This window comes from Methyloceanibacter caenitepidi, from assembly GCF_000828475.1.
In the GTDB taxonomy this organism is placed as follows: Bacteria; Pseudomonadota; Alphaproteobacteria; order Rhizobiales; family Methyloligellaceae; genus Methyloceanibacter; species Methyloceanibacter caenitepidi.
In genome coordinates this window covers 1,038,961-1,052,698 of sequence record NZ_AP014648.1, presented here as the reverse complement: position 1 = coordinate 1,052,698, position 13,738 = coordinate 1,038,961, and the positions used below count along the sequence as shown (strand labels likewise).

Here is a 13,738-nt window from a genome sequence, read left to right as displayed (position 1 = left end):
GGTGTAGAGTCGTCCCGGATTAACGGGAACGAGAATGAATAGACCCCCACGAAAGCCCTCCGGCCCGGTTCGGAAGACAGGCGCGCGGCCGATCGGCTCCTTCGTCGAAAAGGCTCTGGACGAGGCGGCGCGGGCGCGGGGCTTCGCCACCACTGCGCTCCTCAGCGACTGGCGCGCCATCGCTGGCGCGGAACTCGCACGCTACACCATGCCCGACCGCATCATCTGGCCGCGCCGCAGAGACAATTGGGAAGACGAGACCGCCGACAATTCGCGCGCCCGGGGGCACCGGCGTGACGGCGCGACGCTCGTCTTGCGGATCGAAGGCCCCCGGGCCATCGAGGTGCAGCATCGCGCCACGCAGATTTTGGAACGGATCAACGCCTATTTCGGCTACCGGGCGGTCACGGAGATGCGCTTCCTGCAAGCGCCGATTTCCCGCGTCGCCCGCCCCAAACGCATGCCGAAGCCGCCGCTGCCCGCCTACGCCTTGCCCAAATCGGCAGGCATTCAAGACAAAGGCCTGGCCCGGGCCCTGGATCGGTTGGGCGCACTCGCCAAGCATTGCACCGAGTCCGAAAGACGACGGCCTGCGCGTCGGAGTTGAGTCTTACGAGCACGAGGGCTAAGTGTCGCCCTCACGAGGGGTTGAAGCAAACGCGCTTGCGCCCGCTTGCCGGATCGGCGCCATTAAACGATTGTAGGCGCCGGTGACCGCGAGGGAGCCGCGCATGAGGAAAAGCCGGAGAGTTCGACGTGGCAAAGCCCAAGAAAGAGACGACCGAAGCCTCGACCGAGGCCAAGAAGAGCCATACTGGTGTGTACATTGTCGGCGCGCTTGTGGCCGTGGTACTGGCCGTTGGCCTGTACTTCTCTAGCGTAGATACGGCGGCGGATCCCGACGCCCCCAAGGCCAATCCGGAGCTGTCCGCTCTGATGGAGGCGGGACCGCTGGAAGATATCGTGCTCGGCGATCCGAATGCGGACAACGTGATCGTGGAATACGCCTCGATGACCTGCCCTCACTGCGCGCACTTCTATACGGAGGTGTTTCCGACGGTGAAGGAGAAGTACATCGATACGGGTAAAGCCCGCTTCATCTTCCGCGAGTTTCCCTTGGATAGCCTTGCGGCCCGCGCCTCCATGCTGGCCCGTTGCGCCGGCAACGACCGCTTCTACCCCCTCATCGACGGCCTGTTCGAGACCCAGGAGACTTGGGCCGCGCCGGGTCCCGACGGCCAGGAGAAACTGAAGCTGATCGCCAAGCAGGCCGGTTTCTCGGAGGAGAGCTACAAGCAATGCGTCGAGGACAAGGACCTCTTCAACAAGATCGTCGCCGTCCGTAAGAAGGCGCATGAAGAGTTCGGCGTCGACGGCACACCGGCGTTCTTCGTCAACGGTACGCGCCTCGAGGGCGTCGGAATCGAGTCGTTTGACGCTGCGATCGAGGGCAAGCCGGAAACGCCGCCGAGCGGCTAAGCCGGACGCTGGGACTGGCCGGTCCTGGGCGTTGCCCTGTGAGTGCATACTACGGATCGCAGTCCTTTGGACGTCTTCGGTTTCCGAAACGCGGATGGATATCCCGGGGGGTTTTGTTGGGGCTTAACAGGGTAGCCAGGACCGTCTTGACCGGCGCCATCCTCGGCCTTTCCGGGCTGGGGCTTGGGGCCTGTGGCGGGCCCGGCGGCACGGCGCCCGAGGCAGTCCCGCTCAAAGACCAGCTTCTGGAACCAGGACCGCTCGGGGATCGCGAGTACGGCAACCCCAACGCCCCCGTGACCATCATCGAGTATGTTTCCCTGACCTGCCCCTATTGCCGCGCCTACCACGCCAAGGTCTTCCCACGCGTCAAACGCACCTATGTGGACACGGGCCGGGTGCGCTACATCATCCGGGAATTCGCCATCGGGCAGACGGCGGGGAAAGCGGCAATCGTCACGCGGTGCGCTCCGAAGAGCAAATACCTGCCGCTCATCGAGGCGTATCTCTCGCGTCAGCGCGAATGGGTCAGCCAGGAGGTCCGGCCGGACGCCCTCTACAAAATCGCGAAAACCAGTGGAATGAGCCGCGCCAAATTTGACAATTGCCTATCGAATCAAAGCATTATCGATGGGTTGACGGAGGTAAAGCAGCGGGGACGCAAATATGGCGTCGTCGGAACGCCTACATTCTTTATCAACGGCCAGAAGCTCCAGGGCGAAGTGACCTTCGAGCAGATGAAAGCCTTGATTGAACCACAGGCTTCTTGATCTCCGGCGTTGCGAATCGCGCCGTCCCCCTCCAAGTTCAAGTCTTGTCGCGTTTCCGTCACGGAGCACGCGTTACCCGGTTCCAGAGTAGACCCGGTAGCAGATAAGGATCGTCAGCAGGTGCAAATCTCCAGGCTTCGCCTTCTTGGGTTCAAATCGTTCGTCGAGCCCACAGAGCTCGTCATCGAACAAGGCTTGACCGGCGTGGTCGGCCCCAATGGCTGCGGCAAGTCCAATCTGCTGGAAGCCCTGCGCTGGGCCATGGGCGAGACGTCCTACAAGAGCATGCGCGGCTCGGCCATGGACGATGTGATCTTCGCGGGCGCGCAGGACCGGCCGGCCCGCAACACGGCTGAAGTCACCCTTTTCATCGACAATAGCGCCCGCCTGGCGCCTGCCGAATTCAACGACTCGGACGTCCTGGAAGTGACGCGGCGGATCGAGCGGGAAGCCGGCTCGGCCTATCGCGTCAACGGCAAGGATGTACGGGCGCGCGATGTGCGCCTCCTGTTCGAAGACGCCGCGACCGGCGCCCGCTCGCCGGCCCTCGTGCAACAGGGGCGTATTGGCGAGATCGTCAGCGCGACGCCCTTGGAGCGGCGGCGCGTGTTGGAGGATGCCGCGGGCGTTGCCGGTCTTCACAGCCGGCGCCATGAAGCGGAATTGCGCCTCAAGGCGGCGGAAAGCAATCTCGCGCGCCTGGCCGATCTCATCGGCCAGTTGACATCGCAGCTTCAGGCGACACGCCGCCAAGCCCGTCAGGCGAAGCGCTACCGCGATATCTCGACAAAGATTCAGGAGATGGAAGCCCTCTCCTATCACCTGCAATGGGTGGCGGCCTGCGCGCAGGTCGAAGGGGACGAGGCGGCGTTCCAGGAGTCACTGAGGACCGTGGCCGACGAGACCAAGGCCGAAGCGGAGGCTTTGCGGGCCCAGTCGGAGGCGGCCGAGAAACTTCAGCCCTTGCGGGACGAAGAGGCCGCCCGCGCGGCGGTTCTGCACCGGCTCACCGTGGATCGCGACGCCCTGGAGCGTGAGGAAGCCCGCGCCAAGGCCCGGCAGGCGGAGCTCGAGACGCAACTCGCCCAGGCTGCGCGCGATCTGACCCGCGAAGAGGAGCAGATCGCCGAAGCCAACAAGGTTCTGGATGGGCTCGCCGAGGAAAAGGCCGGGCTCGAGGCCGTCGGCACCGACGACAGCGTGGAGCCGCAATTGCGCGAAGCCGCCGCCACCGCGGCCACCGTGCTGGGCGAGGCCGAAACGGCGTTGCGCGCGGCCACGACGGAGCTTGCCGAGGCAAGGGCCGAGCGCGGCCGCCTGGAGAACGAACAGACGCGGCTTGCCAGCCGGATCGCTCAGCTTGAATCTCAGTCCGAGGATCTGGCGCAGCAGCTCGCCAATCTGGAGGCGGAAAGCGGCGGCGAGGCGAAACTCTCGGAACTGAATGGCGAGGCCGAGCGGGCTGCCGCGCTTTTGGAGGAAGCCGTCACGGCTCTGACGCAGGCCGAAGCGGACGAGGAGCAAGCCAGGGCCGAGGAGACGCAGCTTCGGAGCGCGCTTGCCGACACCAAGCTGGCCCGTCAGGAGATCGAGACCGAACTCGCAACCTTGCTGAAGCTTTTGGCGCCCCCGAACGAGTGGACCCCGATCGTCGAGGATGTCCGGATCGAGGGTGGCTACGAGCACGCGCTGGGCGCGGCGCTGGGTGATGATCTCGACGCCGCCGCCGAAGACAGCGCGCCAGTGCATTGGCGCAACTTCGCCGCCAGCACCGACGATCCGGCCTTGCCCGCGGGCGCCATTCCGCTCAGCCAGTTCGTGACCGGGCCTGAGGCCCTGGCGCGCCGGCTGTCCCAGATCGGCGTGGTCGAGGCCGGCCGAGGGGCGGAACTGCAAGCGGTGTTGAAGCCCGGCCAGCGCCTGGTCTCGAAGGACGGCGATCTGTGGCGCTGGGACGGCTACAGCGTTCAGGCCGGCGCGGCGACCGCCCAAGGCGCACGTCTCGAGGAGCGCACGCGGCTCGAATCGCTGAAGACCCTGAAGGTCGACGCCGAGGACGCCCAGACGGCGGCCCAGGCGGCGCTCGAGGCCGCGACCGAGGCAAGCCAGGCCGCAAGCCTGAAGACGAAGGAACTCCGCATCAAGATCAAGGAAGACCGCGCGGAGCTCGAACGGACGCGCAGCGCCATCGCCACCGTGGAGCGCGAAGTCCAGGCCAACAGCAAACAATTGGGCGCCTTGTCGGAAGCGTTGAGTCGAACCAAGTCCGCTCGCGACGAGGCCCAGGAACAGGCCGAGGCCGCAGTCAGCGCACTGCAGGAACTCACGGCGCTCGACGGGCTGACGACGGCGCTAGAAACGGCCCAAGGAGATGCCGCCAACGCGCGCTCCGAGGCAGCGCAGGCCCAAGCCAATCTCAAGAGCTTCGAAAACGAGGTGCGGCTTCGCACGGAGCGCATCAGGGCCATCACGGCCGAAGAGGATCTTTGGCGCAAGCGGATCGCGAACGCGCAACAGCACATCGAGACGCTCGGCACGCGCAAGTCCGAAACGACGGCGGACCTCGAAGCTCTCGCCAAACTGCCGGCCGAGATCGAGGAGCGCCGCGCCAAGCTGATGAACACCATCGCCGAGGCAGAGCGCGACCGTTCGAAGGCCGCTGACGACCTGGCGGAGGCGGAAACCGCATTGCGTGAGCAGGACAAGGCCCTGCGTGCGGTCCAGGAGCGTCTGTCTTCGGCTCGCGAGGGCAAGGCACGCAGTGAAGCGCGGCTCGAAGGCGCCCGGGAACGCCGCTCCAGCTTGTCCAGGCTCATCCGCGAGCAGGTCGACTGCGCGCCGGAAGAATGCCTGCCGCGCGCCAATCTCGCCGAGGGGGCCGAACTGCCCACCTTTGAGGAGGTCGAGCCGCGCCTGGCCAAGCTCAAGGCCGATCGCGAACGGCTCGGCGGCGTGAACTTGCGCGCCGAGGAGGAAGAAATCGAGCTTGCGGAACAACTGGAGGGCATGGAGCGCGAGAAGGGCGACGTCGAAGAGGCGATCGCGCAGCTGCGCCAGGGCATTTCCAGCCTCAACCGTGAAGGCCGCAAGCGGCTCCTAGAAGCCTTCGACACGGTCAACGCGCATTTTTCGCGCCTGTTCCAGACCTTGTTCGGCGGCGGCTCGGCCGAGCTCAGGCTCGTCGACTCCGACGATCCGCTCGAATCGGGTCTCGAAATCTTTGCGCAGCCGCCGGGCAAGAAGACACAGACCCTGACGCTGATGTCGGGCGGTGAGAAGGCGCTGACCGCCTTGGCCTTGATTTTCGCGGTGTTCCTGACCAACCCGTCGCCGATCTGCGTACTGGACGAGGTGGACGCCCCGCTGGACGACGCCAACGTGGACCGGTTCTGCCGGCTCATGGAGGAAATGTCGAAGGAAACCCAGACGCGCTTCCTGATCATCACCCACCATCCGCTGACAATGGCGCGCATGAGCCGCCTGTTCGGCGTGACCATGCAGGAACGGGGTGTGAGCCAGCTGGTGTCGGTCGACCTTGAGACCGCCGAGCAGCTGCGCGACGCGGGCTAGTCCACAAGAAGCCGGACCGGCAGGGCTCGTTTTTTTGGCTGTTTTCAGGACATCTGCGGGCTCTACCCTGGGCTGTGTCAGCCAACCTTGGTGCGCGTGTCACATGCGGCGCAACAACGTCTGGGACTTTCTTGACACTGCGGATTCCCTAACTAAAGTGCGCGCGAAGCTTGGGGGCCATCCGGTCCTCTAGGGCTCTCCCGGAATTGAGCAAGAGCAATGGCCGGAGCCGAAAATCAGTCCGGAGCCAAGAAGGGCGATCAGGACACTGAGAGCATTCGGCAGCGGCTCAACACGCTCGAGGGAAAGCTGACGGAGGCCAAGGGGCTGTCGCAGCCTCCGGCGGATGCCGAAGGGCGCGGTCGGGCCATGGGCCAAGCTGTGAAGCTGTCGGTCGAGTTGGTCGCCGGCGTCGTGGTTGGGGGGGTTATCGGCTGGGCACTGGACCAGCTGTTCGGCACGAAGCCGATCTTCATGCTGGTGTTCCTGGTTTTGGGCGCAGCCAGCGGGATCATGAACGTGATGCGAACAGCGAAGACAATGCAGGGCGAGCCGATGCCCGGTCATCACTTGCGCACCCAGAAGGCGCGCGATGCGGTGACAGAAGACGATGAGGATTAGGGGCTTTGACCTTGATTGGCGCAGCTTACGCCGCTGAAACTGCGGGTCACGGGGATGGTCATGGCGGTGGAACCGGCATGCCGGATCCCATGCACCAGTTCGAGATCAAACGGCTGGTCGAACTCGATCTTTTCGGCTTCGACGCGTCCTTCACGAATTCCGCGCTCTTCATGGTGATCGGCGCCGTGCTGATCACGGTCTTCATCATCGTCGCCATGCGCAAGGCCGAGATGGTTCCGGGCCGGACTCAGTCCGTCGCGGAACTCGCCTATACCTTCGTCGCCAACATGGTCCGTGACAATGTCGGGACCGACGGGATGAAGTATTTTCCCTTCATCTTCACGCTGTTCATGTTCGTTCTGACCATGAACATGCTCGGCATGATGCCGTACTCCTTCACCGTGACTAGCCACATCATCGTGACCCTTGTCCTCGCTCTGATGGTCTTCATCGGCGTCACGATCATCGGCTTCGTGAAGCACGGGGCCCACTTCTTCAGTTTCTTCGTGCCAAAGGGCGTGCCGTTCATCCTCCTGCCGCTCATCGTGGTGGTCGAAGTGATCTCTTATCTGACCCGGCCCTTGAGCCTCTCGGTACGTCTTTTTGCCAACATGACCGCCGGTCATACGCTTCTGAAGGTGTTTGCCGCCTTCGTCGTGGCCATGGGTTTTCTCGGTGGCTGGGCGGCCCTCGCCTTCATGGTGGCCTTCACCGGGCTCGAGTTTCTGGTGGCGTTCCTGCAAGCCTATGTGTTCGCCATCCTCACCTGCATCTATCTCAACGATGCGCTCCACCTTCACTAGCCGACATAAACAATCGATCGTTCAAGGAGACTAAGATCATGGAAGCAGAAGCAGCAAAGTTTATTGGCGCGGGCCTGGCCTCGCTCGCCCTCATCGGTGCCGGTCTCGGCATCGGAAACATCTTCGGTAGCTACCTGCAGGGTGCGCTTCGCAACCCGTCGGCCGCTCCCGGTCAGTTCGCCAACCTGCTTCTCGGCTTCGCTCTTGCCGAAGCGACCGGCCTGTTCGGCCTCGTGGTGGCACTGATCATCCTGTTCGTGTTCTAGTCTGAGCTAAGGCAAGCTCTCTCAAAAGGACACGACCTATGCCGCAACTCAATCCGCTCGATTGGGCTCCGCAAGTCATCTGGCTGCTCATCACCTTCGGCGTTCTTTACCTGCTGATGGTTTGGGTCGCGATCCCGCGCATCGGCACGGTCATCGATAAGCGTGCGGCGAGAATCGCCGGCGACCTCGAGGCCGCCGAGAAGAACAAGCGCGAGACGGAGGAGGCCATTGCCGCTTACGAGCAGGCCTTGGCCGAGGCCAAGCAGAAGGCGCATGCCATCGTCGAAGAAGGACGCGCCAAGCTGAAGGCCGAGACCGACGCGGAGCGGGCCAAGCTCGACAAGCAGCTGGCCGACAAGACTGCGGAAGCGGCGGCACGGATCGAGAAGGCCAAGGACTCGGCGATGAAGGACGTCAATGCCGTCGCGGCGGAAGCCGCGGCCGACATCGTCAAGCAGCTGATCGGCGTCGCGCCGTCTAAAGCCGAACTCGACAAGGCCGTCACGGCGGCGCGGAAGGCGTAAGCGATGGAAATCTTCGCAACCGACAAGTTCTGGGTCGCGGTTTCTTTCTTCCTGTTTGTCGGCCTCCTCTACTATTTCGGGGTCCACAGGAAGATTGCCGCCGCCCTCGATGATCGGGCATCCGCGATCGCTAAGGAACTCGCGGACGCCCAGGCGCTCCGCGAGGAGGCCGAAGCGGTTCTTGCCGACTACAAGAAGAAGACGGCCAACGCCACCCAGGAAGCCGAGGACATCATCGAGCTCGCCGGGAAAGAAGCCGAAGCACTGGCGCTAGAGACCTCAAAGGCCATGACCGAGCAATTCGAGCGGCGCATGAAAATGGCTGAGGACAAGATCGCGCAAGCCGAGGCCGACGCGCTCCGCGACGTGCGGGCCGCGGCTGCCGATGCGGCGGTCATGGCTGCGCGGACCGTAATTTCCGGCTCGCTGACGCCGGAAACGGCCGACAAGCTCATCGGCGCCGGAATCGACGACCTGAAGTCGAAGCTCAACTAGCAACTCACTCTCCGCTCGCCTTTTTTGGCAATCCTGTGTGCCGGTGCGATAGTGTTCCGGCATGGTTCAGATCGTCGAACCTCGCCATCCGGTGTCGCTTGCTGACTACGAGAGCGTCGCGGATCTGAGCGCCACGGTGCGCAGCCTTCGGCAAGAGGCCGAAAGCCGCTTGGCCGGGTTCGATGGGCGACGCCTCGTCATGGTCAACAGCACAGCGCAAGGCGGCGGCGTGGCCGAGATGCTGCCGCCGCTGCTGACAATTCTGCGCGAGCTCGGCGTCGACGCCCACTGGCTGGTCATCGAAACGCAGGAGCAGGCCTTCTTCCGGCTGACCAAGAACCTGCACAATCTCATCCACGGCGCCGGGGACCCCAATCTCGGAGCGCCGGACCACGCCGTCTACGACCGGGTCAGCGCCGAGAACGCGGCGGCGATGGAGGACTTCCTGCAGCCCGGCGACGTGCTTGTGGTCCACGATCCGCAGCCCATGGGCGCGGGCGCACTCCTGCGCGAGAAGATGGATATCGCGGCGATCTGGCGCTGCCACATCGGTCTTGACCGGGAGACGGCGGAGACGCGCGCGGCGTGGGGTTTTCTCGATCCCTATCTGAAACCCTACGACCATGCCGTCTTCACGGCTCCGGAGTACATCCCGGGCGTTCTTGCCGGGCGTGCCACCATTATCCATCCGGCGATCGATCCGCTCAGCCACAAGAATCGGCATCTACAGGTTCACGACTTGGTCGGAATTCTCGCCAATTCCGCGCTCGTCAAGCCGTGGGGGCCCGTCATGTCTCCGGCCTATTCGGAACCCGCTAGGCGGCTGCAGGCCGACGGGGATTGGGCGCCTGCGACCGAGCCGGAGGATTTCGGCCTGCTCTTCCGCCCGATCGTTACTCAGATCTCCCGCTGGGACCGGCTCAAAGGCTTCTTCCCGCTGATGGAAGGATTCGTGTCGCTCAAGCACGGCATCGAGGCCCGCACGGATCTCGACGAACATCATTTGCGTGCCCTGCAGCTAGCCCGCCTGGTCCTCGCCGGACCCGACCCGGCATCGGTCGACGACGATCCCGAGGGCAAGGAGGTGCTCTCCGAGCTCTGTGCGGCCTATAGCTGCCTACCGCCGCATCTGCAGGCCGATATCGCGATCGTCTCCCTGCCGATGTCCTCGAAGGAGAACAATGCCCTGATCGTCAATGCGCTTCAGTGCTGCTCCGACATCGTGGTACAGAACTCGATCCAAGAAGGCTTTGGACTGACGGTCACCGAGCCCATGTGGAAACGCGCGGCGGTGATGGGGTCGAGCGCTGTCGGCATCAAACAGCAGATCCGGCCGGACTTGGACGGGCTGCTGATCAAGCACCCGGGGGACCCCGGCGAGATCGCCGATGGGCTCGATGCGCTTTTGAGCGACGAGGCCAAGCGCGCCGCGTTGGGGCGCAGCGCCCGGCAGCGGGTCCACGACAATTTCCTGGTGTTCGCCCAGGTGAAGAGTTGGCTTGAGCTTTTGACCAACACGACTGCGGCGTGCTGGCCCAACTGCGACTAGGTCGGCGCCCTACTCCACCACTGCGATGATCGGACCGTAGCCGCCGTGGCCGGGCGAATCGTTCCGCCCCAGCTCCGGCGCATAGATCCCCGGCGCCCAGCCTCCATCGAGGAACAGCGCGTTCTGCACGCCGAGCCCGTCCCGAAAGGCGCGCGCGAACTGGTAGAAGCTGACGCGCCGCTTGGTCATCACGAAATAGACCGTGCCGTCCGGCGCCACACCGACGCCGTTGCGCGGTTTGAAGTCGGTCGACTTCTCGATGAAGGCCGGATGGATCTTGCCTTCGACGACCAGCATCGGGCCTGATTGTGTGGCGTACGCCGCAGGCGGCTTCTGCGCGCTGAACCGGCCGCTCTCGATGACGCCGGCGCCTCCCTGTCCCCAGTAGAAGACGCCGTTCGGCTTTTTGTAGAAATTCGGGATCTGGCTCGGACGCCCCGTGAGGGTCTTTGTGTTGAGCGGCGACATCCTGTTGCCCAGCTCGATATGAAGACCGACGGGGCTGAAATCGCGCTCATACATGCCGCCGTTCATGGCGAACACGAGGCTGCGGCCTTCGCTCTGCAGCGCGCGGGACAGTGCATCGAAGGTGCGGAACGGGCGTCCGTCCTGCCCGCGCCAATAGAGGCGAAGATCGTCTGTCGCCGGATTGAACGCGCAGACGATATAGGGCGTACCGAGAAGCGTCCGGTTCCGGCAACCTTCGGCCGCAGCGCGAGCCACCCCGAGGAGCACCGGCGCCACCGCGAGAACGAGCGCCGCCAAAACCCAGATCGCGCGCTGTCGCATGATGGGTTCCGCGTTCCTACTTCAACGCCACGAAAATCTTGTAGTCCTGAAGCCGCGTCCCCGTGCGTACAGGCAAGGACATCTCGCGCACCATGGAGAAATAGCCCACGGTTTGATTGCCGGGGACCGTTACGCGGACCGACATCCGATCCTGTCCGATCTGCGCCTTATAGGCATCCGTCGCCTTGACGGACACAGGCAAGGAGAAGCTTCCGGGATAGCCCTTGGGCCCGAGCAGGAGACGCCCCGCGAAGCCGTATTTCACGACGACACGACCGCCATAGACACGGCACTCGCGCGAGAGTTTCGTAATCTCGCCGCGATAGAGAATGAAGTTGGCGTCGCCATCGTGGCCGTTTTGATAGACGGTCTTGAGTTTCTCGTTCGGCCACGCCACGACCTGAGGACAGCTGGTCGCCCGTCCGTCGGCCGTCGTAACCTGGGGCGCGGCAGTGGGATCAGGCAGCGGTTGCGGTTGCGCATTGGAGCCGGACAGCGATGGCATCTTGATAGTCGGCAAGGTGTCAGGCAGGCGCTCGCTGGAGAAACCCGTGGTTCCGCCCCCGCCGCCGCAGCCCGATACGAGCGCAACACTCGTAAAGAGTGCCGCGAGCGCGATCCCGCTGCTCCAGATGTGCCCGTCCTTACGCCTCAACTCTCCCCGTCCTTCGCTTGACATGCCAGGCGTCCGAGCCTGATATGCCCGAGCGCGCGCAGACTTGTTCGATTGACGACCAGCGCGCCCCCGGGCCGCCATTTGTGCCGAAATTATCGGCCGATGTCAGTCCCTACAAGACCCGTCTCGGGCCGCCGAAGGGGGACATTCCCGTCCGCTGGAGGCAAGCTCGACGTTGTTTTGGGCTGAAATGGGGCCGTTGGGATCGAAACAGAGCAGTTCTGGAGCATGGATGACCGGCACAACACCCGAGACCAAGCAGAATGGCGCCCGGCCCAAGCTCACGGTCTATCTCGCGGCGCCGCGCGGCTTTTGCGCGGGCGTCGACCGGGCCATCCAGATCGTGGAGCTCGCGCTCGAGAAGTATGGCGCGCCCGTCTATGTGCGCCACGCCATCGTTCACAACCGTTACGTGGTCGAGTCCCTTGAGGCAAAGGGCGCGGTCTTCGTCGAGGAACTCGAGGAGATTCCCGAGACGGACGCGCCGATCGTTTTTTCAGCGCACGGCGTGCCGAAATCGGTCCCTGCGGACGCACGCAACCGCCGCATGTTCGTGCTGGACGCAACCTGCCCCCTCGTCTCGAAGGTGCATATCGAAGCGGAACGGCTGTTCGACCGCGGTCATGAGATCCTACTGATCGGTCATGCCGGTCATCCGGAAGTGATCGGCACGACAGGGCAGCTGCCGCCAGGAGCGATCAACCTGATCGAGACGAATGAAGACGCGTACAGTTTCGTCCCGAAAGATCCGTCCAAGCTCGCCGTCATTACCCAGACGACCCTGTCGGTGGACGATACGCGCGAGATCCTGGCGATTCTGCAGGATCGGTTTCCGGATATTGCCGTGCCGCGCAAAGACGATATTTGCTACGCGACGACGAACCGGCAGGACGCGGTCAAGCGAATCGCGCCAAAGTGCGACAGGATGATTGTCGTCGGCTCACCGAACAGCTCGAATTCCATGCGCCTCGTCGAAGTCGCCGAGCGCGCCGGATGTCCGCGCGCCATGCTCCTGGAGCAAGGAAGCGAGATCGACTGGAGCGAATTCGAAAACATTCGCAGTCTCGGCGTAACGGCCGGTGCGTCCGCGCCGGAGGTGTTGGTCGACACCATTATCGACGCCTTCAAGGAACGCTTCGATGTGCGCATCGAGACCGTGACCACAGCAGAAGAGACGATCTCCTTCAAACTGCCCCGTCCCCTGAGAGATTCCACGGCGGCATAGATGGCGGTCTACACGGACGTTAGCGATCAAGAGCTCGAAGCCTTCATCGCAAGCTACGACATCGGCACTCTGACATCCTTCAAGGGAATCGCCGAGGGGGTCGAGAACACCAACTATCTCGTCCACACGGACACGGAACCGTTCATCCTGACGCTCTACGAAAAGCGGGTGCGCGCGGAAGACCTGCCGTATTTTCTGTCGCTGATGGAGCATCTCGCCGCGCGGGGGATAACCTGCCCCTTGCCGGTGCGTGACCGGGACGGACGCATCCTGCGCGAACTCGCCGGCCGGCCGGCCGCGCTGATCAGCTTCCTCGAAGGCGTCTGGATCCGGCGCCCCGACATCGTCCATTGTGCCGAGCTCGGGACCGCGCTCGCGAAGTTTCACTTGGCCGGACTCGATTTTCCCATGCAGCGGGACAACGACCTGTCGCTACCGGGCTGGCGTTCGCTCTTTGAGGATGTGCGGGAGGCCGCCGACGGTGTCATTCCAGGCCTGCGCGACGAGATCGCGGGCGAGCTCGATTTCCTCGGCGCGCAGTGGGACACGAACCTGCCCGTGAGCGTGATCCATGCGGATTTGTTTCCCGACAACGTGTTTTTTCTCGGCGACAAACTTTCCGGACTGATCGACTTCTACTTCGCCTGCAACGACATGATGGCGTACGACGTGGCGGTCTGCCTCAATGCCTGGTGCTTCGAGCCGGACGGCTCTTTCAATGTCACCAAGGCGCGCGCGATGCTGCAGGCCTATGAGCAGGCGCGGCCCCTCACCGAGCCGGAATTGGATGCGTTGCCTTGGCTCGCGCGCGGCGCGGCCCTGCGCTTCCTGCTGACCCGCACCTACGATCTTCTGAATACGGACGCCAACGCGCTCGTAAAGACCAAGGACCCGCGAGAATATCTGCGGAAGCTGCGCTTTCACCAGCGCGTGCAGTCGTATCGCGACTACGGGTTGGGTTCGGACTGAGG

Annotated in this window: 14 protein-coding genes; 12 read left to right on the top strand and 2 right to left on the bottom strand. The window is 63.8% G+C overall.

Going from position 1 to position 13,738, the window contains the following annotated elements; genetic code table 11:
• The first annotated feature begins 34 nt into the window (after positions 1–34).
• The 10 genes from GL4_RS04895 (at position 35) to GL4_RS04850 (ending at position 10,077) form a co-directional block, all read left to right on the top strand.
• A complete protein-coding gene (locus GL4_RS04895; RefSeq protein ID WP_045365178.1) occupies positions 35–607 on the top strand; it encodes a DUF721 domain-containing protein in 573 nt (190 codons plus the stop codon).
• 149 nt (positions 608–756) lie between these two features.
• Complete coding sequence (locus GL4_RS04890; RefSeq protein ID WP_052464133.1) at positions 757–1,479, top strand: DsbA family protein; 723 nt, start codon at positions 757–759, stop codon at positions 1,477–1,479.
• 146 nt (positions 1,480–1,625) lie between these two features.
• Positions 1,626–2,249 (top strand): DsbA family protein, encoded by a 624-nt coding sequence (locus GL4_RS04885; protein WP_052464132.1) that lies wholly within the window; start codon positions 1,626–1,628, stop codon positions 2,247–2,249.
• Positions 2,250–2,369: 120 nt separating this feature from the next.
• Complete coding sequence (gene smc, locus GL4_RS04880) at positions 2,370–5,819, top strand: chromosome segregation protein SMC (RefSeq protein ID WP_045365175.1); 3,450 nt, start codon at positions 2,370–2,372, stop codon at positions 5,817–5,819.
• Between the two features lie 219 nt (positions 5,820–6,038).
• Positions 6,039–6,440: an AtpZ/AtpI family protein gene (locus GL4_RS04875; RefSeq protein WP_052464131.1), complete on the top strand. Its 402-nt coding sequence runs from the start codon at positions 6,039–6,041 to the stop codon at positions 6,438–6,440.
• Positions 6,441–6,517: 77 nt separating this feature from the next.
• On the top strand, positions 6,518–7,243 hold the full coding sequence (locus tag GL4_RS04870) for a F0F1 ATP synthase subunit A (RefSeq protein WP_045365172.1): 726 nt from the start codon (positions 6,518–6,520) through the stop codon (positions 7,241–7,243).
• A gap of 38 nt (positions 7,244–7,281) precedes the next feature.
• Positions 7,282–7,509: a F0F1 ATP synthase subunit C gene (locus GL4_RS04865; protein ID WP_045365169.1), complete on the top strand. Its 228-nt coding sequence runs from the start codon at positions 7,282–7,284 to the stop codon at positions 7,507–7,509.
• Positions 7,510–7,547: 38 nt separating this feature from the next.
• Positions 7,548–8,033, top strand: coding sequence for a F0F1 ATP synthase subunit B family protein (locus GL4_RS04860; RefSeq protein ID WP_045365166.1), 486 nt, complete (start codon positions 7,548–7,550; stop codon positions 8,031–8,033).
• A 3-nt stretch (positions 8,034–8,036) separates the two neighbouring features.
• Entirely contained in the window at positions 8,037–8,528 is a 492-nt protein-coding gene (locus GL4_RS04855; protein WP_052464130.1) for a F0F1 ATP synthase subunit B family protein, read from the top strand.
• A 61-nt stretch (positions 8,529–8,589) separates the two neighbouring features.
• On the top strand, positions 8,590–10,077 hold the full coding sequence (locus tag GL4_RS04850) for a glycosyltransferase (RefSeq protein ID WP_045365163.1): 1,488 nt from the start codon (positions 8,590–8,592) through the stop codon (positions 10,075–10,077).
• Positions 10,078–10,086: 9 nt separating this feature from the next.
• On the opposite strand, the gene GL4_RS04845 is transcribed toward GL4_RS04850, so the two are convergent.
• Complete coding sequence (locus tag GL4_RS04845; protein ID WP_045365160.1) at positions 10,087–10,866, bottom strand: phosphodiester glycosidase family protein; 780 nt, start codon at positions 10,864–10,866, stop codon at positions 10,087–10,089.
• A 16-nt stretch (positions 10,867–10,882) separates the two neighbouring features.
• On the bottom strand, positions 10,883–11,521 hold the full coding sequence (locus GL4_RS16565) for a hypothetical protein (RefSeq protein WP_172653295.1): 639 nt from the start codon (positions 11,519–11,521) through the stop codon (positions 10,883–10,885).
• 253 nt (positions 11,522–11,774) lie between these two features.
• Between GL4_RS16565 and ispH the strand changes: the two genes are divergently transcribed.
• Positions 11,775–12,767, top strand: coding sequence for a 4-hydroxy-3-methylbut-2-enyl diphosphate reductase (gene ispH, locus GL4_RS04835; RefSeq protein WP_045365157.1), 993 nt, complete (start codon positions 11,775–11,777; stop codon positions 12,765–12,767).
• Complete coding sequence (locus tag GL4_RS04830) at positions 12,768–13,736, top strand: homoserine kinase (protein ID WP_045365154.1); 969 nt, start codon at positions 12,768–12,770, stop codon at positions 13,734–13,736.
• The last annotated feature ends 2 nt before the right edge of the window (positions 13,737–13,738 follow it).

Bases quoted from the DNA above. Each gene is read 5' to 3' on its own strand.
- ispH (WP_045365157.1), top strand. From the start codon at position 11,775: ATGACCGGCACAACACCCGAGACCAAGCAGAATGGCGCCCGGCCCAAG.
- GL4_RS04830 (WP_045365154.1), top strand. From the start codon at position 12,768: ATGGCGGTCTACACGGACGTTAGCGATCAAGAGCTCGAAGCCTTCATC.
- GL4_RS04860 (WP_045365166.1), top strand. From the start codon at position 7,548: ATGCCGCAACTCAATCCGCTCGATTGGGCTCCGCAAGTCATCTGGCTG.
- GL4_RS04850 (WP_045365163.1), top strand. From the start codon at position 8,590: ATGGTTCAGATCGTCGAACCTCGCCATCCGGTGTCGCTTGCTGACTAC.
- GL4_RS04895 (WP_045365178.1), top strand. From the start codon at position 35: ATGAATAGACCCCCACGAAAGCCCTCCGGCCCGGTTCGGAAGACAGGC.
- GL4_RS04870 (WP_045365172.1), top strand. From the start codon at position 6,518: ATGCCGGATCCCATGCACCAGTTCGAGATCAAACGGCTGGTCGAACTC.
- GL4_RS04855 (WP_052464130.1), top strand. From the start codon at position 8,037: ATGGAAATCTTCGCAACCGACAAGTTCTGGGTCGCGGTTTCTTTCTTC.
- GL4_RS04845 (WP_045365160.1), bottom strand. From the start codon at position 10,866: ATGCGACAGCGCGCGATCTGGGTTTTGGCGGCGCTCGTTCTCGCGGTG.
- GL4_RS04865 (WP_045365169.1), top strand. From the start codon at position 7,282: ATGGAAGCAGAAGCAGCAAAGTTTATTGGCGCGGGCCTGGCCTCGCTC.
- GL4_RS04875 (WP_052464131.1), top strand. From the start codon at position 6,039: ATGGCCGGAGCCGAAAATCAGTCCGGAGCCAAGAAGGGCGATCAGGAC.